Raw genomic sequence first — 26,529 nt, 5'->3', positions numbered from 1 at the left:
CAAGAGCAAACGGATTGCTTTGGTCGCTGTGCTGCAGTGATCTTGCGATCCAACCAGTTCAGGCACTGCCTTAGGACAGTTTTTTATTATTCTCGGCCTGGTCGTGGGGCAAGCCCCAAATACAACGCCTCTCCAAAAGAATCAGTTAGCTGCGCCTCTCGCCGTCTTGTTTTTATTGTGCGTGAGTCGATTCGTCTTATTTTTATTATGTTATGCATTGCTTGTTATTGTTCTTGTACCAAACATATAGCAGGGTGCGTGCCAACTTTTGCGAACCCCAGTAAAACAAGGGGTTAGGTCGGTCGGTGGGGTTTTCCAAGGCCAAAAAAAGCCGGGGCTTCGTTACCGTAAGCCCCGGCTTCTGTTACGTGAAAAATCTGGGGTAACAGTTTTTTCACGAAGTCACGTGTTACCCACACCTCGGACAGGTGACATTCAGCTTTCGCTGGCGACCCCGGTCTTGCGCCGCGGAATGCCCAAGCGCTGACGACGCTCCCACAGGCATTTGCGGCTGACCCCGAGTTTGCGTGCCAGCTCGGTCTCGGTCATGTGGTCCTGATGCTCGAGGACGAAATGCTGGAAGTAGTCTTCCAGTGACAAGTCTTCGGTCGGCTCATGGCTGGAGTTGCTGCCATTGTTGCCCTGTTGCGGTGCCAGGCCGATGAACTCGTCCTCTTCCAGGCCGCTCAGTTCGATGTCGATACCCAGCAGCTCGGCAGAAATCTCCGGGCTCTCGCACAGGATGACCGCGCGCTCGACAGCATTTTCCAGCTCGCGAACGTTACCGGGCCAGGAGTAATGACGAATGGCCTGCTCGGCATCCGGGGCGAATTTCAGATCGGTGCGGTTGACCCGCGCGCTCTGTCGCGCCAGGAAGGCATTGGCGATTTCGTTGACGTCCGCACCACGCTCACGCAAGGCTGGCAGTTTCAGGGCGATCACGTGGAGGCGGTAATACAAGTCTTCACGGAACTGGCCGATTTTTGCCAGGCTCTTGAGGTCCCGGTGCGTCGCGGCGATCAAACGAACGTCGACCTTCTGCGATTGCACCGAACCCACCCGGCGAATTTCGCCTTCCTGCAACACGCGCAGCAGGCGAGCCTGGGCCTCCAAGGGCAGTTCGCCGATCTCGTCGAGGAACAGGGTGCCGCCGTCGGCTGCTTCCACCAGACCGGCACGCCCGGCGCTGGCGCCGGTGAACGCACCTTTTTCGTGACCGAACAGCTCGGACTCGATCAGGCTTTCCGGGATGGCCGCGCAGTTCACCGAAATCATCGGCGCCTTGGCGCGCTTGGACAGGTTGTGCAGCGCGCGCGCCACCAGTTCTTTACCGGTGCCGGATTCGCCCTGGATCAACACGTTGGAATCGGTCGGCGCGACTTTACGGATTTTGCTGTAAAGGTCCTGCATCGGCGGGCATGAGCCGATAATGCCGATTTCGCCGTTGCTGTTATCGACGCCCGCTTTCGCCGCGCCGTTGGTAGCTTTGCCGGCAGGCGCTTCGCCACCGGCCGGCAACGATTGCCGGTCGCGCAGGATACGGGCGACAGCCTGGAGCATTTCATCGTGATCGAAAGGCTTGGCGATGTAATCCACCGCGCCCATCTTCATCGAGTCGACCGCCGAACGCAGGCTGGCGTAGCTGGTCATGATCAGCACCGGCGTGCCTTGGCCGAGTTTGATCAACTCGGTGCCCGGTGCGCCCGGCAGACGCAGGTCACTGACGATCAGGTCGAACGTGGGAACGGTGAAGCGTTCTTGTGCTTCCTGCACTGAACCGGCTTCGCTGACCTGGTACTGGTTACGTTCCAGCAGGCGGCGCAAGGCGGAGCGGATAATTGTTTCGTCTTCGACGATCAAAATGTGCGGCATTGATTCGATACTCTCGACGGTCTCAGTTCACAGCGGACGTCGCTTCGACATGACGCGGCAAGGTCACCCGGATACGGGTGCCGCGTTGGCTTTGAACATCAGCCGGGCTGTCGATGGTGATTTGTCCATAATGCTCTTCAACGATGGAATAGACCAGTGCAAGGCCCAGACCGGTGCCTTCGCCAGGATCCTTGGTGGTGAAGAAAGGTTCGAACAATCTATCCATGATGTTCTTCGGAATACCGCTGCCTTCGTCTTCCACGATCAGGTCGACCGTGTGTTCGCCGGCTTCACTTTTTACCCGCACCGCGCTGCCTGGAGGCGAGGCGTCGCGGGCGTTTGAGAGCAGGTTGATCAGTACTTGTGCGAGCCGTTGAGGGTCGCCTTCGCACCAGTGATCGGGGTCGCACAGGTTGTAAAACTGCACTTCGAAATTGCGTCGGTTCAGGGCCAGCAAACCGATGGCATCCTGGGCCACTTCGGCCAGACAGACGGGCTCATCGCTGTGCTGATGACTGCCGGCGTGGGCGAAGCTCATCAGCGATTGAACGATGCGCGACACGCGTTTGGTCTGCTCGAGGATCTGTCCGCTGATTTCCTTCAGCTCGCCATCGTCTTCGCGTTCTTCGCGCAGGTTCTGCGCCAGGCAGGCGATGCCGGTGATCGGGTTGCCGATTTCATGGGCCACGCCCGCGGCGAGTCGACCGATGCTGGCAAGGCGTTCGGAGTGCACCAGTTTGTCTTCGAGCATCTGGGTTTCGGTCAGGTCTTCCACCAGTAACACCAAGCCACTATTGCCCGGTGCGAGCGGTTCGTCGATCGCCGCTTTGTGCAGGTTCAGCCAGCGGGTCTGGCCGTCGAGGGCCAGGTGCTGTTTGTGCAAATGCTCGTCCGGCAGGTTGATGAAGCCCTGTAGCAATTCTTTCCACGGATCGGCAATGGTGCTCAGGCGTGAGCCAACCACACGTTGCGCGGCAATCCCGGTCAGCTCCTCCATGGCTTTGTTCCACATGAGGATTTCCTGATCCTTGGCCAGAGAGCAGACACCCATTGGCAGTTCCTGCAAGGTCTGGCGATGGTAGCGGCGCAGGGCATCGAGCTCGGCGGCCAGGCCGGTCAGGCGCGAGTGGTAATCCTCAAGGCGACTTTCGATGAAGTGAATGTCTTCGGTGACATAGTTCTCGCCGCCGGCCTTATAGGGCAGGAACGTTTCGACCATGTCCTGCGCCACACTCGGGCCCATCAGGCCGGACAGGTTGGCTTCGATGCGGTCACGCAGGCGGCGCAAGGCGTAAGGCCGGCGCTCGTCGAACGGCAGATAGAGATCGCGCAATGCCTGTTCGACTTCTTTCTGTGCCGCCTTGGCACCCAAGGGTTTTGCCAGCTGCGTGGCGAATTCCTGCGGCGACGCGGCGTGCAGCTCGCGGCGTTGCGGGCGACGTACGTTGTCCACGGCGCAGGCCTCGGCGGCGCTGGCTTCTTCCGGGCTGGCGTTGGTGAACAGCGAGATCAGGGTGAACATCAGCACATTGGCGGCCAGCGAGGCAATCGCCGCCATGTGCCAACTGGTGTCGTCCAGCACGTAGATCATGTTCAGCAGCGGGATGTAGAAACCCTGCAGATTGCCCACCAGCGGCAGCAGCATGGTCACCAGCCACACCAGGATCCCGGCCAGCAAACCGGCAATGAAGCCGCGGCGGTTGGCGGTCGGCCAGTACAGAACCGACAGGACACCGGGCAGGAACTGCAACGTGGCGACAAACGCGACGATGCCGAGGTTCGCCAGATCCTGTTCTGCACCCAGCAGCAGGTAGAAACCGTAGCCGGCCATGATGATCGCAACGATCAGGGCGCGGCGGGTCCACTTCAGCCAGCGGTAGATGTTGCCTTCGGCCGGTGGCTGATAGAGCGGCAACACCAAGTGGTTCAGGGCCATCCCGGACAGTGCCAGGGTGGTGACGATGATCAGGCCACTCGCCGCTGACAGGCCGCCGACGTACGCCAAAAGTGCCAAGGCTTTGCTGTTGGCGGCGATGCCGATGCCGAGCGTGAAGTATTCGGGGTTGGTGGTGGCACCGAGTTTCAGGCCGGCCCAGAGAATCAGCGGCACTGCCAGGCTCATCAGCAGCAGGAACAGCGGCAAGCCCCAGCTCGCACTGACCAGCGAGCGCGGGTTGAGGTTTTCGGTAAAGGTCATGTGATACATGTGCGGCATCACAATCGCCGAAGCGAAGAACACCAGCAGCAGCGTCCGCCACGGCCCTTCTTGCAGCGGTGTGTGCAGGGCGGCGAGGGCGGTCTGGTTTTGCAGCAGCCACAGTTCCAGCTGTTGCGGGCCGTCGAACACGCCGTACAACGCATACAGGCCGACGCCGCCGATGGCGATCAGCTTGATCACCGACTCGAACGCAATGGCGAACACCAGGCCTTCATGTTTCTCGCGGGTCGCGATGTGGCGCGAGCCAAAGAAGATCGTGAACAGGGTAATCAGTGCGCAGAAGCTCAGGGCGACCCGATGCTGCACCGGTTCGCGGGTGAGGATGCCGATGGAGTCGGCGACCGCTTGAATCTGCAAGGCCAGCAGGGGCAACACGCCGATCAGCATGAAAATCGTGGTCAGCGCGCCGGCCCATGTGCTGCGGAAACGGAACGCGAACAGGTCGGCCAGCGACGACAGTTGATAGGTGCGGGTGATTTTCAGGATCGGGTACAGCAACACCGGCGCCAGCAAGAATGCGCCGGAGACCCCGAGGTAGCTGGACAAGAAGCCGTAGCCGTACTGATAGGCCAGGCCCACCGTGCCGTAAAACGCCCAGGCACTGGCGTAAACGCCCAATGACAGGGTGTAGGTCAACGGGTGGCGAATGATCGCCCGGGGGATCATGCCCCGTTCACTGACCCAGGCCACGCCGAACAGCACCGCCAGGTAGGCGGCGCTGATCAGGATCATCTGGGTCAGGCTAAAGCTCATCGGCATCTTTTTGGCTCTGCAGGATGAAGGTCACGACGATCAGAATCAGCCAGAGCAAATAAGGGCGATACCAGGCGCCAGTGGCGTCGATCCACCAATCCATGATGGCCGGGGAAAACAGATAAATCCCCACTACCAGGAGCAGGACCAAGCGATAGATGTACATCCCGGCCTCTCTTTTTTATGCGCGTGCCCGAAAACGTGCGGCGATGGTAACGGATGGGCGCGCCACTGCAAGTGCGATCACTGCAGTTGCGCCTCGGGCAGGTTCAGTGTGCGCGGGATATGCGACGCATCCCAGTGGGCAATGCCCCAATTCAACACTTCCTGCGGGCTGGCGTAAGCCAGTTCGGTGCCGGGTTTTTGCCCGAGCGCACGCAATGCCCGCAGTAATAAAGGCGTTGCCTGATCTTCGGTCAGCGGTGGCGAGCGGTAGGACTTGCCGAGTTTGTTGCCATCGGGCTGGGTGATCAGCGGGATGTGCAGGTAACGCGGTTGCCGCAGGCCGAGCAATTCCTGCAGATAGAGCTGTCTCGGCGTGGAGTCCAGCAGGTCGGCGCCGCGCACGATGTCGGTGATGCCTTGCCAAGCATCGTCCAGCACCACCGCCAGTTGATAAGCGTAGAGCCCGTCGCGACGGCGAATCACGAAATCGCCGACCTCGCGACCCAAATGTTGGCGGTATTCGCCTTGGACGCGGTCGATGAAGTGGTATTCCAGTTCGGGTACGCGCAGGCGAATGGCCGCGTCTTCAGTGGCATGGCCGGCGTTGCGGCACAGCCCTGGATAAATGCCGTGATACGGCTCCAGTTGTTTGCGCGAGCAGGTGCAGGCGTAAGCGAGGCCGTGATTGAACAGGCGATTGAGCACTTCGGCGTACGCCTCGTGGCGATCGCTCTGGCGGACCATTTCGCCGTCCCACTCAAAACCGTAGCTTTCCAGTGCCTTGAGAATCGCTGCCTGAGCGCCGGGTTCTTCCCGTGGCGGGTCGAGGTCTTCCATGCGCATCAGCCAGCGACCACCCACCGAGCGGGCGTCGAGGTACGAGGCCAGCGCGGCGACCAGCGAACCAAAATGCAAATGGCCACTGGGCGTGGGGGCGAAGCGCCCGATGTAGGGAGAGGTGATGGCAGTCATGGCTGGATATTACTTTGTTGGCGCCGAGTGAGCGTACGGCTTGATACCGCCATCGCGAGCAGGCTCGGCTCCTACAAATCTCCTGTAGGAGCCGAGCTTGCTCGCGATGGCGATTTTAAAGTCACAACAGGTATCAGCAAATATCAGAAACAAAAACGGAGCGTTCGCACGCTCCGTTTTTCGTTCAAGTCGATGTTACTTGCCGACTTGCTTTTCCTTGATTTCCGCCAGGGTCTTGCAGTCAACGCACATGTCGGCGGTAGGGCGGGCTTCCAGTCGCTTGACGCCGATCTCGACGCCGCAGGACTCGCACCAGCCATATTCTTCGTCTTCGATCAGCTGAAGCGTCTTGTCGATCTTCTTGATCAGCTTGCGCTCGCGGTCGCGGGCACGCAGCTCGAGGCTGAACTCTTCTTCCTGGCTGGCACGGTCTGCCGGGTCCGGGAAGTTGGCCGCTTCGTCCTTCATGTGATCAACCGTACGGTCGACTTCCTGCATCAAGTCCTGTTTCCACTTGTTCAGGATCTTGGTGAAGTGAGCGCGCATGGGCTTGCCCATGTACTCCTCGCCCTTAACTTCTTTGTAGGGTTCGAAGCCGCTGATCGTCGTGGTTTGCTGCTTTGCTTGGGTGGACATGAAATAGACCGCCTCTACTCTTGTAATCCATTGCGCAGGATTGCTCCATCACCGACACCTGCCGGCCCTGCGGCTGCAAGCGGGCGAACTTACCAGATCAAATCGGGGCGCGCTACTCCCGGATGTCGAGGTAGTGGCCCGTTGGGCTTGCAAATCATTGCAAAGCCTTGCCTGGTGGTGTTGGAGGCCTGATCAAATATTGATTTTAGTCAAACCTGGGGTACTCGCTTGAGTCGTTTATGGCCAGGGTTCTAAGGGGTGTGACCGCTTTAGGTTCTCGCTCGTTCCTGCGCTTGGGTAGAATCGGTTCTTTTCCCGTCGAAGGAAGGCTAATGGCCCAGTCCTACAGTGCTCGCAGTCGTGCGATCGAACCTTTCCATGTCATGGCGCTGCTGGCGCGGGCCAATGAATTGCAGGCCGCAGGCCACGACGTGATCCACCTGGAAATCGGCGAGCCGGATTTCACCACCGCCGAGCCGATCATCCAGGCCGGCCAGGCCGCATTGACGGCGGGGAAGACCCGTTACACCGCCGCGCGGGGCATTCCCGAGTTGCGCGAGGCCATCTCCAATTTTTATCAACAGCGTTACGGGTTGAACATTGACCCCAAGCGCATCCTTATCACCCCCGGTGGTTCGGGCGCTTTGTTGCTGGCCAGCGCCTTGCTGGTGGACCCGGGCAAACACTGGCTGCTGGCGGATCCGGGCTATCCCTGCAACCGGCACTTCCTGCGACTAGTGGAAGGCGCGGCGCAGCTGGTTCCTGTCGGTCCGGACGTGCGTTATCAACTGACGCCAGATCTGGTCGCACGGCATTGGGACCACGACAGCGTCGGCGCATTGGTCGCGTCCCCGGCCAACCCAACCGGGACCATCCTGACCCGCGACGAACTGGCGGGGCTGTCTGCAGCGATCAAGGTTCGTCACGGCCATCTGGTGGTGGACGAGATCTATCACGGCCTGACCTACGGCACCGACGCCGCCAGCGTGCTGGAAGTCGATGACAGCGCGTTCGTGCTCAACAGCTTCTCCAAGTATTTCGGCATGACCGGTTGGCGTCTCGGCTGGCTGGTGGCGCCGGAAGCGGCCGTCGGCGAGCTGGAAAAACTCGCGCAAAATCTCTACATCAGTGCGCCGAGCATGGCTCAATACGCTGCTCTGGCCTGTTTTGAGCCAGCGACCATCAGCATTCTCGAAGAGCGCCGCGCCGAATTTGGTCGTCGTCGCGATTTCCTCCTGCCGGCCCTGCGTGAGTTGGGTTTCGGGATTGCCGTGGAGCCGGAAGGGGCGTTCTATTTGTATGCGGATATCAGCAAGTTCGGCGGAGATGCCTTCGCGTTCTGCCGACACTTCCTCGAAACCGAACATGTGGCCATTACCCCGGGGCTGGATTTCGGGCGTTATCAGGCCGGGCACCACGTCCGTTTTGCCTACACCCAAAGCCTGCCTCGTTTGCAGGAAGCGGTCGAGCGCATCGCTCGCGGACTGAAGAGCTGGCAAGGCTGATGCGTTTTCATCCTCCCCTCGAAGAAGGGCGCCTGATTCGACGTTACAAGCGTTTTCTCGCCGATATCGAAACCGTTAGCGGCGACTTGCTGACCATTCATTGTCCTAACACGGGCTCGATGCTCAATTGTCAGGTCGAAGGCGGGCAAGTCTGGTTCAGCCGCTCCAACGACCCCAAGCGCAAGTTGCCGGGCACCTGGGAAGTCGGCGAAACCCCGCAAGGGCGCTTGTTTTGCGTGAACACCGCCCGCGCCAACGGGTTGATTGAAGAGGCGTTGCGTGCCGGCGTCATCAACGAACTGAACGGGTTTACTGAACTGAAGCGCGAAGTCGCCTACGGACAGGAAAGCAGCCGCATCGATTTTCGTCTCGAATACCCCAGCGGCCCGGCTTATATAGAGGTCAAAAGCGTCACCCTGGGCTTCGACGGGTCATCGGTGGCCGCGTTTCCCGACGCGGTGACCCAACGCGGGGCCAAGCATCTGCGCGAATTGGCGCACCTGGCCCGGGACGGGATTCGCGCAGTGCAATTGTATTGCGTCAACCTGACCGGCATCGACGCGGTGCGTCCTGCAGAAGAAATTGATTCGGCCTACGCGGCAGCCTTGCGTGAGGCCGTCGCGTGCGGTGTCGAGGTGCTGGCCTATGGGGTGCGTTTGAGCCACGAAGAGATGGTGGTCGACCGACGTCTGGATGTGCTGCTCAACGGTTAAAGGCTGACCCAGAGGCCTTGCGCATCTTCGCGGCAGGGCACGGCGGTCAGTGACTTGCCGGCGCAGGGGCCCGAAACGCACTCGCCGTCCTCGATCAGAAACAGGGCGCCGTGGGTGGCGCACTGGATCAGGCTGTTGCTGGGGTCGAGAAAGCTGTCCGGCGTCCATTCCAGGCCAACACCACGGTGCGGGCAACGATTGATGTAGACGTAGACCTGGCCGCCCCGGCGAACGGCGAAGAGCTTCTGCCCATCGATGTCGAAACCGCGACTGCTGGCGTCAGCCAATTCGGCGCCTGTACAAAGAAACTTCATGTCTATCCTCTAGTCCAGCGTCTCGCGACCAGATATGTCCGAGCTTGACGTTCAAATGCAAACAATTATCAAATGGCCGCCTTGCCCGTCGGGTACAGGTGCCAGACGCCGAGGATACGTGGCCTGTCATCTCGATGCCTGGGAAAACTATTAAGGAAGCTGTTTATGCGCCTGAGTACCCGCGTTGCTGCGCTCTGTGCCGGACTCCTCGTCAGTCACCATGCCGCGGCGGCCGAGTTGCCGCAACGCTGGGTCAGTGCCGGTGGCGCGTTATCCGAGTGGGTGAGCGCACTGGGCGGCGAGTCGAAACTGGTCGGCGTCGACACCACCAGTCAGCATCCTGAAAGTCTCAAGGCGCTGCCTAGCATTGGCTATCAGCGGCAATTGTCGGCGGAGGGCATCTTGAGCTTACGCCCGCAGATCCTCATTGGCACCGAAGAAATGGGGCCGCCGCCCGTGCTCTCGCAGATTCGTAATGCAGGGGTGCAGGTCGAGCTGTTCTCGGCGCAACCGGATCTGCCGACGTTGCAGGGCAACTTGCTGCATCTGGGCAAGTTGCTGGGCGCTGAAGAGCAGGCTGTTCAGGCGTACCAGCGTTACCAGGAGCAACTCGATCAGCAAAAAGTCCGCGTGACCAAGGCACAGCTGACGCAACCGTCGCCGGGTGTGCTGTTGTTGCTTGGGCACGCGGGCGGCAAACCGCTGATTGCTGGCAAGGACACCGCGGCCGATTGGCTACTGCGCCAGGCCGGCGGTCACAACCTGGCCACGCATACCGGCTACAAACCGTTTTCTGTCGAATCGCTGATCAGCCTCGACCCCGAGGTGCTGGTGTTTGCCGACCGGGCGCTGACGGGGGATGCGGCGCGGGCTGCGTTGTTCAAGGAAAACCCGATGTTGTCCTCGACTCGAGCGGCGAAGAACGGCCGGGTCATGGAGCTGGATCCGACGTTGTTGGTGGGTGGGCTCGGCCCTCGGTTGCCGGACAGCCTCAAAAAGCTGTCTGACGGATTCTTTCCCGGCATGGCCGGCCAATGACCGTCCTGGTTAAACCCCGTGCGTTGTTCCTTGGCCTGAGCCTTCTGTGTGTGCTGGCGATCTGGCTGTCGCTGGCGCTGGGGCCGGTCAGTTTGCCGTTGCTCGACACCTTGCACGCCGCGCTGCGCCTGGCCGGATTGCCGATTGCACCGGACGGTCTGGAGCAAGCCGAATTGATCGTGGGGCAAATTCGCCTGCCGCGAACCTTGCTGGGTTTGGCGGTGGGTGGTGTGCTGGCGCTTTCCGGTGTGGCAATGCAGGGCCTGTTTCGTAACCCGCTGGCCGACCCGGGGTTGGTGGGGGTATCCAGCGGTGCGGCATTGGGTGCCGCCATCGCGATTGTGGGCGGCTCGGCGTTTGGCGGTCTGCCGGAGTCCTTCGGGCCTTATCTGTTATCGGTGTGCGCGTTTCTGGGAGGGCTCGGCGTCACGGCGCTGGTGTATCGACTGGGCCGACGCAACGGCCAGACCAACGTCGCGACAATGCTGTTGGCCGGTATCGCGTTGACCGCGCTGGCGGGCTCGGCGGTGGGTTTGTTCACTTATCTGGCCGACGACGCGACCCTGCGTACGCTGACGTTCTGGAATCTGGGCAGCCTCAACGGCGCGAGTTACGCGCGGCTCTGGCCGTTGTTGCTGGTCAGCGCGGGTGTGGCGCTCTGGTTGCCGCGTCGGGCCAAGGCCTTGAATGCGTTGTTGCTGGGGGAATCGGAGGCCGGTCATCTGGGCATCGACGTCGAAGGGCTCAAGCGCGAGTTGGTGTTCTGTACGGCGTTGGGGGTTGGTGCGGCGGTGGCGGCGGCGGGGATGATCGGGTTTGTCGGTCTGGTGGTGCCGCACCTCGTGCGCTTGCTCGCTGGTCCTGATCATCGCGTGTTGTTGCCAGCCTCGGTGCTTGCCGGTGCCAGTCTTCTATTGTTTGCCGATCTGGTGGCGCGACTGGCCCTGGCACCGGCCGAACTGCCGATCGGCATTGTTACGGCCTTTATCGGTGCGCCGTTTTTTCTGTTCTTGTTGCTCCGGAGGCGCGCCTGATGTTGCGCACGCAGAACCTGCACATCCGTCGAGGTACCAAGACTGTGCTGTCGGACATCACGCTTGAGCTTCGGCCGGGTGAAGTGCTGGGCGTGCTCGGCCCCAATGGCGCCGGTAAAAGTACCTTGCTCGGTGCCTTGTGCGGCGAATTGCACGGCGACCATGGAAGCGTCTGGCTCGATGATCGCGAGTTGCGTCACTGGGCGGCTCCGCTGCGCGCGCAGCGACTGGCGGTGCTGCCGCAGGTGTCGACCCTGGACTTTGCCTTTCGCGTCGAAGAAGTGGTGGGTATGGGGCGTTTGCCTCATCAAAGTGGGCGAGTACGCGATGACGAGATTGTCGCCGCCGCGCTACACGCCGCCGATGCCGGGCACCTGAGTGGTCGCAGCTATCTGGCCTTGTCCGGCGGTGAGCGTCAGCGGGTTCATCTGGCCCGAGTGCTGGCGCAACTCTGGCCGGGTGAGGCGGGGCAGACGCTATTACTTGATGAGCCGACCTCGATGCTCGACCCGCTGCATCAGCACACCACCCTGCAAGCGGTGCGCGAGTTTGCCGATCGCGGCGCGGCCGTATTGGTCATCCTGCATGATCTGAACCTGGCGGCGCGTTATTGTGATCGACTGTTACTGCTTGAGGGCGGGCGACCGGTGGCATTGGACACGCCGGAGCAGGTCCTGAAACCCGAGCCGCTCAAGGCCGTGTTCGGGCTGGAAGTGTTGGTGCAGCAGCATCCGGAGCGTGGGCATCCGCTGATCATCGCCCGCTGAGACTGTCATCGAGGTGAACATGCGTGGGATTTTGCTGCTAGCCGTACTGCTCTTGAGTGCCTGCCAGCATGTTGCGGTGCCGCCGCCGGTCAACGGTGAAATCCGCGACCTGCGCAACGGTCAGGTCCTGACCGCGCAGCAACTGGTTGAGCGACTGGCCAAGCCTTCGCGGCTGATCGTCGGCGAGCAGCATGACAATCGTGATCATCATCAGCTGGAACTGTGGTTGTTGCAGTCGCTGAGTGAGCAACGGCCACAAGGCAGTTTGCTCCTGGAAATGCTGATGCCGGATCAGCAGCCACGGGTTGATGATGTTCGCCGTGCCTCGAGGCCGCCGGACAATTTGCCGGCGTCGTTGGCTTGGCAAGAGGGTTGGGACTGGGAGCTTTACGGGCCGATCGTACGTTTCGCGCTGACTCAGCCTTATCCGCTGCTCGCGGCCAATCTGGACAACCTCGATGTTCGTGCGGTCTACGCAAGCCCTCCGGCATTGAGCGGTTCGCGCTCCAATGCGGCTTCGGTCAAGGATGAGTTGCTGGCAGAGATCAGCGACTCCCATTGCGGTTTGCTGCCCACTTCACAAATGCCCGCCATGTTGGCGGTCCAGCAGCAACGAGACCGACGAATGGCCGAGCGCTTGCTGGCGGCGCCCACGCCCTCACTGCTATTGGCCGGCGCTTATCACGCGCGCAAGGACGTTGGCGTGCCGATCCATGTGCTGGATTTGGGGCAGGCGCAAGCGCCGACGGTATTGCTGCTGGCAGAGCAGGGAGCCGAGGTGACAGCGGCAATGGCCGATTACGTCTGGTACACACCTGCTTCACGGCCTCAGGATTACTGCGCGCAGATGCGTAAGCAATTCGGCAAGTAACGACTGGTGCTTTCATAGGTAAAAAGGCACAGGCAAAAAGGCGCAGGCAAAAAAAGACCCGGCAAGAGCCGGGTCAAATAACCGTGATTAGCCTGATGAGGAGATATCTGAGAGTCCGAACCAAGGGCTTTTCAAATATCGACCAGTCTCGCGACCAGTTGGTGCTAATCATAGCGATTCTCATTACCAAGTCAACCGCTGTTTTTCAGTTTCTTTGAGATGCCTAGCCAATTCGGTTCAAGGCCAATGCCTTCAAGCCTTGTTGCGCGAAGAAATCGCTTCCAGCTGTTTGTTCAAGGCGTCTTTACGCTCGGCCGGAATGTCGTTCCAGTGCACATCCATCAGGGCACCTTCGATCGCATACAACAACACCTTTGACGCCCGAAACCCGCGCGTACGCACGGCCCGATAAGCATCCACAGCCCCAAGGCGACGCAAATCCGAGGCGCTATGGATGCCCACGGCATGCAGCCACTGCGCCGACGTCTTGCCAAGATTCTTCAGGTGTTGCAGTTCATCATTCATCAAGCCTCCTTGCGACGGCCGAACGGTGCGTGGGCGAGCTTCTCAGGAGTGTAGCCATCAGTAGGAAAAGCGTGATTGTTTGGTCGGTTTCGACGCAAAAGCTTCTAAGAGGACCAGTCAAAGACAGGTAGGGAGGGGCGCCAGAAGTCGGTTTCGGGCGATTACACGGCATCCAGCGCAAAGCGGGGGCGCTGGACGTGTCAGGGTAAAACGTCGTTTTTAGCGAGTGCGATAACGCAGGCGTGTGCCGAAGTTCATCGACATCAGGATCTCGTCCGCGCTCAGTTCTGCCGGGAAGTACGCGCCGGAGATCTGCGCGTGAGCCAGGCTGGCGCCCTCCAGCGATGCACTGCGGAAATCGATACCGCGCAAATCGGCGGAGCGGAAGTAAGCATCGGTGAAGTCGATGCCATCGGCATTCAGTTCACGCAAGTCCAGGCCCCGGAAATCACCAGCGACCATGTCGATAGGTCCGTCTTTGGGCCGTTCGTTGTTGAATCCAGCGATGTCGTCTTTGTGCAGCAAGGCATACAGTGGGGTGTCGAGAAGTTTGGGCTGGCTCATGTCGCATCACCTGATGGTTTTATGACGCCAGTATAGTGCCACTATTTGACAGCCGTGAAGTCGGGGAAGGCTTCACGGCTGAAATAGTTTTTACAGGCCTGGCATGCGTTGGCGAATTTGCGCAACAACGGTGTCGAGGGTCCCGCTTTCATTGGTCTGAACGCGCTTGCTGCACAGAATCTCAGCAGGCGTCAGCGCTTCACGATTGGCTTGCTGGGCTGCGATAACGGCCAGGTTGGCGTCGGACGGATCCTTTTTGTCTGCCTGACGCAGGGCCAGCCAGCTCTCAATGACAGCTTGCGGCGCGTGGCAATCAAGGATCAGGAACGGCGCCCCCGTGGCCTCGGCGATTTTCGCCGCGCCGTCACGCTGGTCGCGCTTGAGGTAAGTGGCATCGATCACCACCGGGAAACCGGCGCGCAGGATGATCCCGGCGATTTCATGCAGACGGCTGTAGGTGGCAGCAGTGGCGTGCGCGTTATAAATGCCGGCTTGCGGATCGTTCGCTACGGTTTGTTCACCGAACAGGCGTTTGCGTTCTACGTCCGAGCGCAGGCGAATGGCGCCCAGCGCTTCGACCATACGCATGGCCACGTGGCTTTTGCCGACAGCGGACACGCCGTGGGTGATTGCCATGAAGCGCGAAGGAATGGTGCTGTAGCTTTCCGCCAGGTTGGCGTAGTTGCGGTACTGGCGCAGGGTCGTTGCGCGCTGCACCGGATCGGCTTCGGCGGGCATGCTGAACAGGCTGACTTTGGCGCGAACCAGTGCGCGGTAGGCTTTATAGAAGTTCAGCAGTTCAAGGCCTTGATAGTCGCCGGTCAGCTCCAGGTATTGGCTGACGAAACGGCGCGCGAGGCTCTTCAGGCCACGATCTTCCAGGTCCATCGCCAGGAAGCCGGTGTCAGCGTAGACGTCGGTGAAACGGAACGGCTCGTTGAATTCGATGCAGTCGAAGATCACGACCTTGCCATCGATCACAGTAGCGTTGCCCAAGTGGATATCACCGTGGCATTCACGAATGAAGCCTTCGGCCTTGCGCTGGGCGAACAGTGGCTTGAGGCGTTCGAAGCTGCTCTCGGCCCAGGCTTGCAGGGCGTCGAGTTGCGCCAGGTCGGCCTTGTCGCTGAGGAACGGGCGGATCTGTTCGAAGTTCTGGCGCACCGGCGCCATGACGCTGTCCGGGGTGCCGGCTTCGTGTTCGGCAGGCACTTTTGGCGCGTTTAGGTGGAATTGAGCGATCTGCGCGGCCATCTCGTCGATGTGCGAGGTGGTCAGCTCACCATTCGCCTGCAAGGTGCTGAGCAGCTGGCTTTGTGGGAATTGACGCATTTTCAGGGCGAAATCGACCACTGGGCCACTGCCGCCGAACTGAGGGGCTTCGGCGCTGCCGGTGATTGGCAACACTTCCAGATACAGGTCGTTGGTCAGGCGCTGGTTCAAGCGCAGTTCTTCACCGCAGAAGTGCTCGCGGGCGTCGAGGCTGGTGAAGTCGAGGAAACCGAAATTCACTGGCTTCTTCACTTTATAAGCAAAGGGACCTGTGAGGATGACCCAGGAAATATGGGTTTCGATGACCTGAAACCCATCTACCGGATGCGGGTAGAGGGCCGGGTTTTGCAGAGCGGCGATCAGGGACTGGCTCACAGGCGATCCTTCAAAGACTGGGAAAAATTCAAGGCCGCCATTATGGCCGCAAGTCCGCCTGACGCAAACCTCGGAGGGCGCCTGTTGAGTATGAATAAAGTGCGTATAATCCGCCGCCATGACTCGTACTCGATCCCCCCGCACTCCAAAAAAACCACCTTCCAGGGGCTTGCACCCTTGGCTGGGCTGGGCCCTTAAACTCAGTCTGGTCGGCCTCGTTGTGCTCGCCGGATTCGCGGTTTACCTCGACGCTATCGTCCAGGAAAAATTCTCCGGCAAGCGCTGGACGATCCCGGCCAAGGTGTATGCGCGCCCGCTTGAGCTGTTTACCGGCCAGAAACTGAGCAAGGATGACTTCCTCACCGAACTCGACGCCTTGGGCTACCGCCGCGAAAGCGTGAGCAATGGCCCCGGCGCTGCGGCGGTCAACGGCAACACCGTTGATTTGAATACCCGTGGCTTCCAGTTCTATGAAGGCCTGGAAAAGCCCCAACCTGTGCGCGTGCGTTTCTCTGGCGACTATGTTGCCGAGCTTTCGGCGACCAACGGTTCGAAGCTTTCGGTGGTGCGTCTTGAGCCGCTGCTGATCGGCGGGATTTACCCGAAAAACCTTGAAGACCGCATCCTGATCAAAATCGATCAGGTGCCGCCATATCTGCTTGAAACCCTGGTCGCCGTGGAAGACCGGGATTTCTATAGCCACTGGGGCGTGTCGCCGAAGTCGATTGCCCGAGCGGTCTACGTCAACACCTCTGGCGGCAAGATGACTCAGGGCGGCAGTACGCTGACACAACAGTTGGTCAAGAACTTCTACCTGACCAGCGAACGTAGCCTGACCCGCAAACTCACTGAAGCCATGATGGCGATGTTGCTTGAGCTGCATTACGACAAGCGGGAAATTCTTGAGGCTTACCTCAATGAAGTCTTCGTCGGTCAGGACGGCCAGCGCGCAGTGCACGGTTTCGGTCTGGCCAGCCAGTTCTTCTTCGGGCAGCCATTGTCCGAACTGAAACTGCATCAAGTTGCCATGTTGGTGGGGATGGTCAAAGGGCCGTCGTACTACAACCCGCGTCGCAATCCTGAGCGTGCACTTGAGCGACGCAATCTGGTGCTCGATGTCCTTGAACAACAGGGCGTCGCCACCGCTGAGCAAGTTGCCGCGGCGAAGAACATGCCCCTGGGTGTGACGACGCGCGGCAAGCTGGCCGACAGCTCGTTCCCCGGTTTCCTCGATCTGGTTAAACGCCAGTTGCGCGAGGACTACCGCGACGAAGACTTGACCGAAGAAGGCCTGCGGATCTTCACCAGCTTCGACCCGATCCTGCAGATGAAAGCCGAAGCCTCCGTCAACGATACCTTCAAGCGTCTGTCGGGTCGCAAGGGTTCCGATGATGTTGAAGCAGCGATGGTCGTGACCAATCCGGAAACCGGTGAAGTCCAGGCCATGATCGGCAGCCGCCAGGCGAGTTTCGCCGGCTTCAACCGTGCGCTGGATGCGGTGCGACCTATTGGCTCGTTGATCAAGCCGGCGGTTTATCTGACAGCCCTTGAAAAGCCTACCCAATACACCCTGACCAGTTGGCTGTCGGACGAGTCCTTCTCGGTCAAAGGCGCGGACGGTCAGGTCTGGAAACCGCAGAACTACGATCGTCGTTCCCACGGTACGGTGTTCCTGTATCAGGGGCTGGCGCATTCCTACAACCTGTCGACCGCGCGTCTTGGTTTGGCAGTCGGTGTACCGAATGTCCTCAAGACCCTGGCTCGCCTGGGCGTGACCCGCGAATTCCCGGCATTCCCATCGATGTTGCTGGGTGCGGGCGGCATGACGCCGATTGAAGTGGCGACCATGTACCAGACGCTGGCCAACGGTGGTTTCAACACGCCGATGCGCGGCATTCGTAGCGTGTTGACCGCCGAAGGCGAACCGCTCAAGCGCTATCCGTTCCAGATCGAGCAGCGTTTTGATCCGGCCTCCATTTACCTGATCCAGAGCGCCATGCAACGGGTCATGCGTGAAGGCACCGGTAGCTCGGTTTATAACGTGTTGCCGAAAACCCTGACCCTGGCCGGCAAGACCGGTACCAGTAACGACTCGCGAGACAGCTGGTTCGCCGGTTTCAGTCAGGACTTGCTGGCGGTGGTCTGGCTGGGTCGCGATGACAACGGCAAGACGCCGTTCACCGGCGCTACCGGCGCCTTGCAGGTCTGGACCAGCTTCATGCGCAAAGCCGATCCGCTGCCGCTGGACATGCCGCAGCCGGATAATGTTGTTCAGGCCTGGGTCGATTCGCGTACCGGGCAAGGCTCCGACGCCAACTGCCCAGGCGCGGTACAGATGCCGTATATTCGCGGCAGCGAACCACCTCCCGGTGCGGCTTGCGGTGGCGAAAGCCCTGCTTCCGGCGAAACGGTGATGGATTGGGTCAAGGGCTGGATGAATTAAGCAAAGAGGGATTTACGTGAACAAGTGGTTGATACCAGCGGTTGCCGCCGTGGCGTTGCTCAGCGGTTGCTCCACCGTACAACGCGGTTCGATTCCGGTTGAAGACTCCGGCACGGCTGTGTCCAACAGTGAGCGGATTTCGGCGAATGGCGGTTTCCGCAAGTCGACCGTAAAGCGTCCTGCGCAAGCCCAGTCGCAAACCCAGGCGATCCCGCAAGGCGATACCGGTGTGGTGGTGATGGTTCCGGGTGGCGGCGCGGTCTCCTCGGCACCGATCAGCGCCACGCCGATCACGCCAGGCCCGATCACTCCGGGGCCAATCGATACCTCTCCGGTTCAGTCGGCACCGATCAATCAGGGCAGCTACAGCATGCCGTCGACGCCGAGCGGGATTCCTTCGGCGAGCGCTGGCGGTCTGTCAGCCGACGAGCAACTGGATGGTCCGGTGCTGGCGCTGTTGACCACGGCTCAGCAGCAACAGGCAAGCGGCGACCTCAACGGTGCTTCGTCCAGCCTGGAACGTGCTCAGCGCGTTGCACCGCGTGAGCCGCAAGTGCTTTATCGTCTGGCTCAAGTGCGCATGGCCCAAGGCGATGCGGCGCAGGCTGAACAATTCGCTCGCCGTGGTCTGACATTCGCCAATGGCCGTCCGGACCTTCAGGCCAGCCTGTGGGAATTGATTGCCCAGGCACGCGAGAAGCAGGGTGATTCTGCCGGCGCAACATTGGCCCGTCAGAAGGCCAAGGTTTCGCTGTGATGGACGCGCGCTTCCCGAAGATTGCCGAGCAGTTGCTGCTGATTGAGCGTGAACTGCGGGTGCAGGGGTGGTGGGATGAAGTCTCGCCATCCCAAGAAGCGCTATCCAGCGTCGAGCCGTTTTCGGTCGATACGCTGGATTTCGAGCAGTGGCTGCAATGGATCTTCCTGCCCCGGATGAAGATGATCCTCGAGCAGGACCTGCCGTTGCCCGCCGTCTCCGGGATTCAGGAGATGGCCGAAATGGTCTTCGCCGGCCGTGATGTCCAGGGCCGGGATCGACAGCTGCAAGTGCTGCTCAAAGAGTTCGATCTGCTGATCACCGCCTCCCGCTAACACCGATCTCTGTAGGAGCCGAGCAAGCTCGGCTCCTACAGGTGCCTACTGGCAGTTCTGCGCAATCTGTTTCTGCGTTTCGCTGATGCGCTCCTGACGTTGTTGATCGGTCAGGCGACGCATTTCGCCCTTCACATCCTCCCGAAGTCGCGGATTGTTCTGCAGTTGCGCCAGATTCGTACGCGCCTGCATGCAAAATGCCTTGAGCTGGGCTTGCTGCTCGGCGACCTGTTTTTTCACCGTGTTGTCGATGTCCTGCTGATTGCCGATGGCTTTACTGCCAGGCAGCGTGGCTGGTTGGCTCACAGAAGAGGAGGGCGTCACCACGGTGGTGGCTTGCTGCCCTTGTGGAGGTTGTGCGTCGAAGTGAGTCACTCCCTGAGCATCGACCCATTTGTAGATCTGGGCGGCCGTGCACAAAGGGCTGATCAGCAGGCTGACCATGAAGAAGATCGTTCGCATGCCATTTCCTTGTCATGAGTTGCGCAATCGAAGCTAACACAGTCGCTGTTTAGCGATTTTTTCTTGCTTTCTCATGTGCTTACTTCAATAAAGCACATAGACGACTTGACTTGCAGGGGACGAAACAGAAGAATCCAAAGTCCGCTGTAGAGGGACTGCCAGAAGCAGACCCACTCAGCAGATCATGAGGCGCACATCCGCGCCGACCTGTTACACCCGCAACGCGTTACCTCGCGCTGGGTGGGAAAGGCCCGCAACACTTGGGACGATCCCAATACTTGCTCAGTCAGTGCTGACGTAGTCGGCGACCACCGTCGCTCATGCTCTGCTGAGAAGTAAACCTATTAAGACCCGTCCCCGTTTATGTGGGCGGTATTCTGGCGTTTTAGAGGTGAACAACGTGGAGCTTTTATCTGGCGGTGAGATGCTCGTCCGCTTTTTGCGTGACGAAGGCGTCAAATATATCTACGGGTACCCGGGTGGTGCTCTTCTTCATGTTTACGATGCCCTGTTCAAAGAACCGGAAGTGACCCACATCCTGGTTCGTCACGAACAAGCGGCTACCCATATGGCTGACGGCTATGCCCGTGCCACCGGTAAAGCCGGCGTGGTACTGGTGACTTCCGGTCCTGGCGCAACAAACGCCATCACCGGTATTGCCACCGCCTATATGGACTCGATTCCGATGGTGGTCATTTCCGGCCAGGTGCCTAGCAACATGGTGGGCACCGATGCGTTCCAGGAAACCGACATGATCGGTATCTCCCGGCCGATCGTGAAGCACAGCTTCATGATCAAGCACGCGTCGGAAATCCCGGAAGTCATGAAGAAGGCATTCTACCTGGCGCAATCCGGTCGTCCGGGCCCGGTCGTTGTCGATATCCCGAAAGACATGACCAACCCGGCTGAGAAGTACGAATACATCTTCCCGAAAAAAGCCAAGCTGCGTTCCTACAGCCCGGCCGTTCGCGGCCACTCCGGGCAAATCCGCAAGGCGGCAGAAATGCTCCTCGCGGCCAAGCGTCCGGTGATGTACGCCGGCGGTGGCGTGATTCTGGGTGGTGGCTCCGCGCCGCTGACCGAATTGGCGAAGATGCTCAACCTGCCAGTAACCAATACCCTGATGGGCCTGGGTGCCTACCCTGGCACCGACCGTCAGTTCATCGGCATGCTCGGCATGCACGGCAGCTACACCGCAAACCTGGCGATGCACCACGCCGACGTGATCCTTGCGGTCGGCGCGCGTTTCGATGACCGTGTGATCAACGGCCCGGCGAAGTTCTGCCCGAATGCCAAGATCATTCACATCGACATCGACCCGGCTTCGATCTCCAAGACCATCAAGGCAGACGTACCTATCGTCGGCCCGGTCGAGAGCGTCCTGACCGAAATGGTCGCGATCCTCAAGGAAATCGGCGAGACCCCGAACAAGGAGTCCGTTGCCAGCTGGTGGAAGCAAGTTGATGAGTGGCGCGGTGATCGTGGCCTGTTCCCTTACGACAAGGGCGACGGCAGCGTCATCAAGCCGCAGACCGTGATCGAAACCCTGTGCGAAGTCACTAAGGGCGATGCTTATGTCGCTTCGGACGTGGGCCAGCACCAGATGTTCGCCGCGCAGTACTACACGTTCAACAAGCCAAACCGCTGGATCAACTCCGGTGGCCTGGGCACCATGGGCTTCGGTTTTCCAGCGGCCATGGGTATCAAGTTGAGCTTCCCGGATGCCGACGTCGTTTGCGTGACGGGCGAGGGCAGCATCCAGATGAACATTCAGGAACTGTCCACCTGTCTGCAATATGGCTTGCCGGTCAAAATCGTCATCCTGAACAACGGTGTTCTGGGTATGGTTCGCCAGTGGCAAGACATGAGTTACGGCAGCCGTCACTCGCACTCGTACATGGAATCGCTGCCTGACTTCGTCAAGCTGGCAGAAGCCTATGGTCACGTTGGCGTGCGCATCACCGACTCGAAAGACTTGAAGTCGCAGATGGAAGAGGCGTTCGCCATGAAGGATCGCCTGGTCGTGCTGGATATTTCGGTCGACACCAGCGAGCACGTCTATCCGATGCAGATCAAAGACGGCTCCATGCGCGATATGTGGCTGAGCAAGACGGAGCGTACTTAATCATGCGACACATTATTTCCTTGCTTCTGGAAAACGAACCGGGCGCTCTGTCTCGTGTAGTCGGCCTGTTCTCGCAGCGTAACTACAACATCGAAAGCCTGACGGTGGCACCTACCGAAGACCCGACCCTGTCGCGTCTGACGCTGACCACGGTTGGCCATGATGAAGTGATCGAGCAGATCACCAAGAACCTGAACAAGTTGATCGAAGTGGTCAAACTGGTCGACCTGTCGGAGAGTGCTCACATCGAGCGCGAACTGATGTTGGTTAAGGTCAAGGCCACCGGCGCCCAGCGCGCCGAGATCAAACGCACCACCGATATTTACCGTGGGCAGATCGTCGATGTCAGCGCAAGCGTGTATACCGTTCAACTGACCGGTACCAGCGACAAGCTCGACAGCTTCATTCAGTCCATTGGCACTGCGTCGATTCTGGAAACCGTCCGTAGCGGCGTAACCGGTATTGCTCGCGGCGACAAAGTACTCAGCATCTAAACCAAATTAGCGAATGGCCTGAACGGCCTGGATATATAGGGGAATTTCATGAAAGTTTATTACGAAAAAGACTGCGACCTGTCCATCATCCAGGGCAAGAAAGTTGCCATCATCGGTTACGGTTCCCAGGGCCACGCTCAAGCGTGCAACCTGAAAGACTCCGGAGTTGACGTTACCGTTGGCCTGCGTAAAGGTTCGGCCACTGTTGCCAAAGCCGAAGCTCACGGCCTGAAAGTGACCGACGTTGCTTCCGCTGTTGCGGCTGCCGACCTGGTGATGATCCTGACCCCGGACGAGTTCCAGTCTGCCCTGTACAAGAACGAAATCGAGCCGAACATCAAGAAAGGCGCCACCCTGGCCTTCTCTCACGGCTTCGCGATCCACTACAACCAGGTTGTTCCGCGCGCTGACCTCGACGTGATCATGATCGCGCCGAAAGCACCGGGTCACACCGTGCGTTCCGAGTTCGTCAAAGGCGGCGGTATCCCTGACCTGATCGCTATCTATCAGGATGCTTCCGGCAACGCCAAAAACGTTGCACTGTCCTACGCCGCTGGCGTTGGTGGTGGTCGTACCGGCATTATCGAAACCACCTTCAAGGACGAGACCGAAACCGACCTGTTCGGCGAGCAAGCCGTTCTGTGCGGCGGTACTGTTGAACTGGTCAAAGCCGGTTTCGAAACTCTGGTTGAAGCTGGCTACGCGCCAGAAATGGCCTACTTCGAGTGCCTGCACGAACTGAAACTGATCGTTGACCTCATGTACGAAGGCGGTATCGCCAACATGAACTACTCGATCTCCAACAACGCTGAATACGGCGAGTACGTGACCGGTCCGGAAGTGATCAACGCCGAATCCCGTCAGGCCATGCGCAACGCCCTGAAACGTATTCAGGACGGCGAATACGCCAAGATGTTCATCAGCGAAGGTGCAACCGGCTATCCTTCGATGACCGCCAAGCGTCGTAACAACGCCGCTCATGGTATCGAAATCATCGGCGAGCAACTGCGCTCCATGATGCCGTGGATCGGTGCCAACAAGATCGTCGACAAAGCCAAAAACTAAGTCACGATCCTGTACGGAAAACGCGGCCTAGGCCGCGTTTTTTCGTTTGGAACGCCGCTTCTGGTATAAAGCAGCATCGTTTGTGGCCGAACCGTCGTCCCAGACACCTGTCGAAAACTTTCCACCCTGTTGCAAGGTAATGTCCATGAGCGAACGCCCCGAAGAGCCAAACCAGGCTTCTGACGCCGAAAGCCTGCTGCCCATCGATGAACACATCGAGGAAGGGCATGACGCTGAAGGCCGCAAAGTCCGGCATCGTGGTATCTATCTTCTGCCGAATCTGTTCACCACTGCGAACCTGTTCGCAGGGTTTTATTCCATCATCAACTCGATGAGTGCCCAGGCGGCCTTGAGTGCTGGGGACTCGGTCAATGCGAGCAAGTACTTTGCTTTCGCCGCGATCGCGATTTTCGTCGCGATGGTGCTCGACGGTCTCGATGGCCGAGTGGCGCGCATGACCAATACCCAAAGCGCTTTTGGTGCCGAGTACGACTCGTTGTCGGACATGGTCGCCTTCGGCGTCGCGCCGGCCTTGCTGGCGTTTGGCTGGGCCTTGGGTGATATGGGCAAGGTCGGCTGGATGGTCGCCTTCATCTATGTGGCAGGCGCTGCGCTGCGTCTGGCGCGCTTCAACACTCAGGTTGGCACCGCAGACAAGCGCTACTTCATCGGTCTGGCCAGCCCGGCAGCGGCGGGTGTGGTCGCGGGGATCGTCTGGGCGTTCAGCGACTACGGCATTCAGGGGTCGAAGATGTCCTTCCTGGTTGCGCTGATGGTGGCGGCGGCCGGCATGCTGATGGTCAGCAACATCAAGTACAACAGCTTCAAGGAGCTGGACTTGAAAGGGCGCGTACCTTTCGTGGCGATTCTTGCGGTGGTGCTGGTGTTTGCCGTGGTCTTCAGTGATCCGCCACGCATTCTGCTGCTGGTTTTCCTCGCTTATGCGGCCTCCGGTCCGGTGCAATACCTGTTGCGTCTTCGTCGCCACAAAAACGCCGAGTGATGTAATTTCCCTCATACTCCGCAGTCTATTGGTGCAACTGTTCTCCAATGCTGCGGAGTTGCCATGCTGATCAAAGTCCCCAAAGCGTCTGACTGCCATGAGTCGGACGTCACGCCTGAATCCTTCTATCTATCCCGACGTAATGTTCTCGGTGCTGCCGTTGCCGGTTTGGCTGTCAGTGGCCTGCCGCGCTGGGCCAGTGCCGAAGAAGCTGCGCGCTATGCCGATGTCGAGCCTGGCAGGGCGCCTTCCTGGTTTGCCGAAAAGCTTCCTTCTACTAAATGGGGCGCGGTCAACGTCAAGGACGAAGCGATCACGCCGTTCAAGGACGCAACCCACTACAACAACTTCTATGAGTTCGGTACCGATAAAGGCGACCCCGCTGCCAACGCAGGCGCGCTAAAGACCGAGCCGTGGAGCGTGGTGGTGGATGGTGAGGTAGGTAAGCCAGGGCGGTATGCGCTGGAAGACTTCATGAAGCCTTATCAGCTGGAGGAGCGGATCTATCGTCTTCGCTGCGTTGAGGCGTGGTCGATGGTCATTCCGTGGATCGGTTTTCCCATTTCGACGCTTCTCAAGGAAGTCGAACCGACTTCCAGGGCAAAGTACATTCGTTTCGAAACCCTGGAGGATCCCAAGAGTATGCCGGGCCAGCGCTCCGGGTTTGCCTTGATCGACTGGCCGTATGTGGAAGGGTTGCGTCTTGATGAGGCGATGAACCCACTGGCGATTCTGGCGGTAGGTATGTATGGGCGGGAGCTGCCGAATCAGAATGGCGCGCCGCTGCGTCTGGTGGTGCCTTGGAAGTACGGCTTCAAGAGCATCAAATCCATAGTGCGTATTAGCCTGGTCAGCGAGCAGCCGAAAACCACCTGGCAGAGCATTGCCGAGGATGAGTATGGTTTTTACGCGAACGTGAATCCGACGGTTGATCACCCGCGCTGGACTCAGGCGCGGGAACGTCGATTGCCCAGTGGTCTGTTCAAGCCCAATGTGCGAGACACGCAGATGTTCAATGGCTACTCGGATGAAGTGGCCTCTCTCTATACAGGGCTCGATCTGCGGAAGAACTACTGATGCGATTTCCGGTTTGGCGTATTGGCGTCTTCATCGTGACAGCGGTGTGGCCGCTGCTTTGGTTGTATCAAGCCTGGGCGGATATGCTGGGGCCGGATCCGGGCAAGGTGCTGGTCGATCGGTTGGGGTTGGGTACTCTTGTTCTGCTACTCATTACACTCAGCATGACGCCTTTGCAAAAACTCACCGGTTGGGCGGGGTGGATTGCTGTGCGGAGGCAGTTGGGGTTGTGGTGCTTTGCTTATGTGGTTTTGCATTTGAGTGGGTATACGGCGTTTATTCTCGGGTTTGACTGGTCGCAGTTGGGGGTTGAGTTGCGCAAGCGGCCGTACATTATCGTCGGCACATTGGGCTTTCTGTGTTTGCTGGCGTTGGCGGTGACGTCCAACCGCTACAGTCAGCGACGTTTGGGCAATCGCTGGAAGAAGCTGCATCGCTTGGTTTATGTGATTCTCGGGCTTGGATTGCTGCATATGTTGTGGATCGTTCGCGCCGATCTGAAGGAATGGGCGGTGTATGCCTTTATAGGGGCGGCGCTATTAGTGTTGCGTATACCGGCGGTTGCCCGCCGAATCCCGCGTTTAGTGGCTAAAAAGGCACCCTCTGTACGAAAGGCGTAATTAAAGGTTGACGACAGATTCTGTATGTCTATAATTCGCCCCACTTCCGGCGCAGTCGAAACGGAAAACTCCTTGGTAAACAAAGAGTTACGCAGTTTTCGGCAGCAAGCGACTTCAGGTCATCGAAGCGCGAAAGGAGTTGAAAAAGAGGTGTTGACAGCAGCGTGTAACGCTGTAGAATTCGCCTCCCGCTACCGAGTGATCGGAAGCGCAAGTGGTTGAAGTTGTTAAAGATTTCCAAGCGAAACTTTGAAAGCTTCTGAAAATAACCGCTTGACAGCAACAGAGGCTGCTGTAGAATGCGCGCCTCGGTTGAGACGAAAGATCTTAACCAACCGCTCTTTAACAACTGAATCAAGCAATTCGTGTGGGTGCTTGTGGAGTCAGACTGATAGTCAACAAGATTATCAGCATCACAAGTTACTCCGCGAGAAATCAAAGATGTAACCAACGATTGCTGAGCCAAGTTTAGGGTTTCTTAAAAACCCAAAGATGTTTGAACTGAAGAGTTTGATCATGGCTCAGATTGAACGCTGGCGGCAGGCCTAACACAT

General features: G+C 59.1%; 25 protein-coding genes. 15 read left to right on the top strand and 10 right to left on the bottom strand.

Annotated features, from left to right (window positions below):
- Positions 1–435: 435 nt before the first annotated feature.
- The 5 genes from EAH78_RS21810 to dksA all read right to left on the bottom strand — a co-directional run bounded on the left by EAH78_RS21810 (position 436) and on the right by dksA (position 6,616).
- Positions 436–1,872, bottom strand: coding sequence for a sigma-54-dependent transcriptional regulator (locus EAH78_RS21810; protein WP_140669389.1), 1,437 nt, complete (start codon positions 1,870–1,872; stop codon positions 436–438).
- A gap of 22 nt (positions 1,873–1,894) precedes the next feature.
- The gene (locus tag EAH78_RS21805; RefSeq protein WP_170219148.1) at positions 1,895–4,849 is read right to left on the bottom strand and encodes a sensor histidine kinase; all 2,955 of its coding nucleotides are present in this window, start codon (positions 4,847–4,849) and stop codon (positions 1,895–1,897) included.
- Positions 4,833–5,009 carry a hypothetical protein gene (locus tag EAH78_RS21800; protein ID WP_003176118.1) on the bottom strand — a complete coding sequence of 59 codons (177 nt, stop codon included), beginning with the start codon at positions 5,007–5,009 and terminating at the stop codon, positions 4,833–4,835. The genes EAH78_RS21805 and EAH78_RS21800 overlap by 17 nt, the downstream gene beginning before the upstream one ends.
- A 77-nt stretch (positions 5,010–5,086) precedes the next feature.
- On the bottom strand, positions 5,087–5,971 hold the full coding sequence (gene gluQRS / locus EAH78_RS21795; protein ID WP_170219151.1) for a tRNA glutamyl-Q(34) synthetase GluQRS: 885 nt from the start codon (positions 5,969–5,971) through the stop codon (positions 5,087–5,089).
- 204 nt (positions 5,972–6,175) lie between these two features.
- Complete coding sequence (gene dksA / locus EAH78_RS21790; RefSeq protein WP_027924150.1) at positions 6,176–6,616, bottom strand: RNA polymerase-binding protein DksA; 441 nt, start codon at positions 6,614–6,616, stop codon at positions 6,176–6,178.
- 332 nt (positions 6,617–6,948) lie between these two features.
- Between dksA and EAH78_RS21785 the strand changes: the two genes are divergently transcribed.
- Both EAH78_RS21785 and sfsA read left to right on the top strand, forming a co-directional pair.
- Positions 6,949–8,121 carry a pyridoxal phosphate-dependent aminotransferase gene (locus EAH78_RS21785; protein ID WP_140669387.1) on the top strand — a complete coding sequence of 391 codons (1,173 nt, stop codon included), beginning with the start codon at positions 6,949–6,951 and terminating at the stop codon, positions 8,119–8,121.
- Positions 8,121–8,834 carry a DNA/RNA nuclease SfsA gene (gene sfsA, locus EAH78_RS21780; protein WP_140669386.1) on the top strand — a complete coding sequence of 238 codons (714 nt, stop codon included), beginning with the start codon at positions 8,121–8,123 and terminating at the stop codon, positions 8,832–8,834. Before EAH78_RS21785 ends, sfsA begins: the two co-directional genes overlap by 1 nt.
- On the opposite strand, the gene EAH78_RS21775 is transcribed toward sfsA, so the two are convergent.
- Entirely contained in the window at positions 8,831–9,148 is a 318-nt protein-coding gene (locus EAH78_RS21775) for a Rieske (2Fe-2S) protein (RefSeq protein ID WP_140669385.1), read from the bottom strand. The genes sfsA and EAH78_RS21775 overlap by 4 nt on opposite strands.
- Before the next feature lie 165 nt (positions 9,149–9,313).
- Between EAH78_RS21775 and EAH78_RS21770 the strand changes: the two genes are divergently transcribed.
- Genes EAH78_RS21770 through EAH78_RS21755 form a run of 4 tightly spaced genes read left to right on the top strand, consistent with a single transcriptional unit; the run spans position 9,314 to position 12,858 of the window.
- Positions 9,314–10,186: a heme/hemin ABC transporter substrate-binding protein gene (locus tag EAH78_RS21770; protein WP_140669384.1), complete on the top strand. Its 873-nt coding sequence runs from the start codon at positions 9,314–9,316 to the stop codon at positions 10,184–10,186.
- A 50-nt stretch (positions 10,187–10,236) separates the two neighbouring features.
- Positions 10,237–11,220 (top strand): FecCD family ABC transporter permease, encoded by a 984-nt coding sequence (locus tag EAH78_RS21765; protein WP_185045079.1) that lies wholly within the window; start codon positions 10,237–10,239, stop codon positions 11,218–11,220.
- Positions 11,220–11,987: a heme ABC transporter ATP-binding protein gene (locus EAH78_RS21760; RefSeq protein ID WP_140669382.1), complete on the top strand. Its 768-nt coding sequence runs from the start codon at positions 11,220–11,222 to the stop codon at positions 11,985–11,987. The genes EAH78_RS21765 and EAH78_RS21760 overlap by 1 nt, the downstream gene beginning before the upstream one ends.
- A gap of 19 nt (positions 11,988–12,006) precedes the next feature.
- Positions 12,007–12,858, top strand: coding sequence for a ChaN family lipoprotein (locus tag EAH78_RS21755; protein WP_140669381.1), 852 nt, complete (start codon positions 12,007–12,009; stop codon positions 12,856–12,858).
- Between the two features lie 252 nt (positions 12,859–13,110).
- Here EAH78_RS21755 and EAH78_RS21750 read toward each other — a convergent pair whose 3' ends face one another.
- The 3 genes from EAH78_RS21750 to EAH78_RS21740 form a co-directional block, all read right to left on the bottom strand.
- Positions 13,111–13,383 (bottom strand): TfoX/Sxy family protein, encoded by a 273-nt coding sequence (locus EAH78_RS21750; RefSeq protein WP_140669380.1) that lies wholly within the window; start codon positions 13,381–13,383, stop codon positions 13,111–13,113.
- 219 nt (positions 13,384–13,602) lie between these two features.
- A complete protein-coding gene (locus EAH78_RS21745; protein ID WP_140669379.1) occupies positions 13,603–13,947 on the bottom strand; it encodes a pentapeptide repeat-containing protein in 345 nt (114 codons plus the stop codon).
- Between the two features lie 90 nt (positions 13,948–14,037).
- Positions 14,038–15,594, bottom strand: coding sequence for an AAA family ATPase (locus EAH78_RS21740; RefSeq protein WP_140669378.1), 1,557 nt, complete (start codon positions 15,592–15,594; stop codon positions 14,038–14,040).
- 118 nt (positions 15,595–15,712) lie between these two features.
- Here EAH78_RS21740 and mrcB point away from each other — a divergent pair, with 118 nt between their 5' ends.
- Genes mrcB through EAH78_RS21725 form a run of 3 tightly spaced genes read left to right on the top strand, consistent with a single transcriptional unit; the run spans position 15,713 to position 19,129 of the window.
- Positions 15,713–18,037, top strand: a complete 2,325-nt coding sequence (gene mrcB, locus EAH78_RS21735; RefSeq protein ID WP_140669377.1) for a penicillin-binding protein 1B — start codon at positions 15,713–15,715, stop codon at positions 18,035–18,037.
- Positions 18,038–18,053: 16 nt separating this feature from the next.
- Positions 18,054–18,794, top strand: coding sequence for a tetratricopeptide repeat protein (locus EAH78_RS21730; RefSeq protein ID WP_140669376.1), 741 nt, complete (start codon positions 18,054–18,056; stop codon positions 18,792–18,794).
- Entirely contained in the window at positions 18,794–19,129 is a 336-nt protein-coding gene (locus EAH78_RS21725) for a YqcC family protein (RefSeq protein WP_140669375.1), read from the top strand. The genes EAH78_RS21730 and EAH78_RS21725 overlap by 1 nt, the downstream gene beginning before the upstream one ends.
- A gap of 45 nt (positions 19,130–19,174) precedes the next feature.
- Here the strand turns inward: EAH78_RS21725 and EAH78_RS21720 are convergent, their stop codons facing one another.
- Positions 19,175–19,591: a DUF4124 domain-containing protein gene (locus tag EAH78_RS21720; protein WP_140669374.1), complete on the bottom strand. Its 417-nt coding sequence runs from the start codon at positions 19,589–19,591 to the stop codon at positions 19,175–19,177.
- Between the two features lie 400 nt (positions 19,592–19,991).
- On the opposite strand from EAH78_RS21720, the gene EAH78_RS21715 reads away from it, so the two are divergent.
- The 6 genes from EAH78_RS21715 (at position 19,992) to msrQ (ending at position 25,975) form a co-directional block, all read left to right on the top strand.
- Positions 19,992–21,716 carry an acetolactate synthase 3 large subunit gene (locus tag EAH78_RS21715; protein WP_140669373.1) on the top strand — a complete coding sequence of 575 codons (1,725 nt, stop codon included), beginning with the start codon at positions 19,992–19,994 and terminating at the stop codon, positions 21,714–21,716.
- Positions 21,717–21,718: 2 nt separating this feature from the next.
- Positions 21,719–22,210 (top strand): acetolactate synthase small subunit, encoded by a 492-nt coding sequence (gene ilvN, locus EAH78_RS21710; RefSeq protein ID WP_003176102.1) that lies wholly within the window; start codon positions 21,719–21,721, stop codon positions 22,208–22,210.
- Between the two features lie 48 nt (positions 22,211–22,258).
- Positions 22,259–23,275, top strand: a complete 1,017-nt coding sequence (gene ilvC / locus EAH78_RS21705) for a ketol-acid reductoisomerase (RefSeq protein ID WP_007948647.1) — start codon at positions 22,259–22,261, stop codon at positions 23,273–23,275.
- 145 nt (positions 23,276–23,420) lie between these two features.
- On the top strand, positions 23,421–24,278 hold the full coding sequence (gene pssA / locus EAH78_RS21700) for a CDP-diacylglycerol--serine O-phosphatidyltransferase (protein ID WP_007948646.1): 858 nt from the start codon (positions 23,421–23,423) through the stop codon (positions 24,276–24,278).
- A 63-nt stretch (positions 24,279–24,341) separates the two neighbouring features.
- Positions 24,342–25,355, top strand: a complete 1,014-nt coding sequence (gene msrP, locus EAH78_RS21695) for a protein-methionine-sulfoxide reductase catalytic subunit MsrP (protein WP_140669372.1) — start codon at positions 24,342–24,344, stop codon at positions 25,353–25,355.
- Positions 25,355–25,975 carry a protein-methionine-sulfoxide reductase heme-binding subunit MsrQ gene (gene msrQ / locus EAH78_RS21690; RefSeq protein ID WP_140669371.1) on the top strand — a complete coding sequence of 207 codons (621 nt, stop codon included), beginning with the start codon at positions 25,355–25,357 and terminating at the stop codon, positions 25,973–25,975. Before msrP ends, msrQ begins: the two co-directional genes overlap by 1 nt.
- The last annotated feature ends 554 nt before the right edge of the window (positions 25,976–26,529 follow it).

This window comes from Pseudomonas arsenicoxydans, from assembly GCF_006438915.1.
Lineage (GTDB): Bacteria > Pseudomonadota > Gammaproteobacteria > Pseudomonadales > Pseudomonadaceae > Aquipseudomonas > Aquipseudomonas arsenicoxydans_A.
This window is presented reverse-complemented; position numbering and strand designations above follow the sequence as displayed.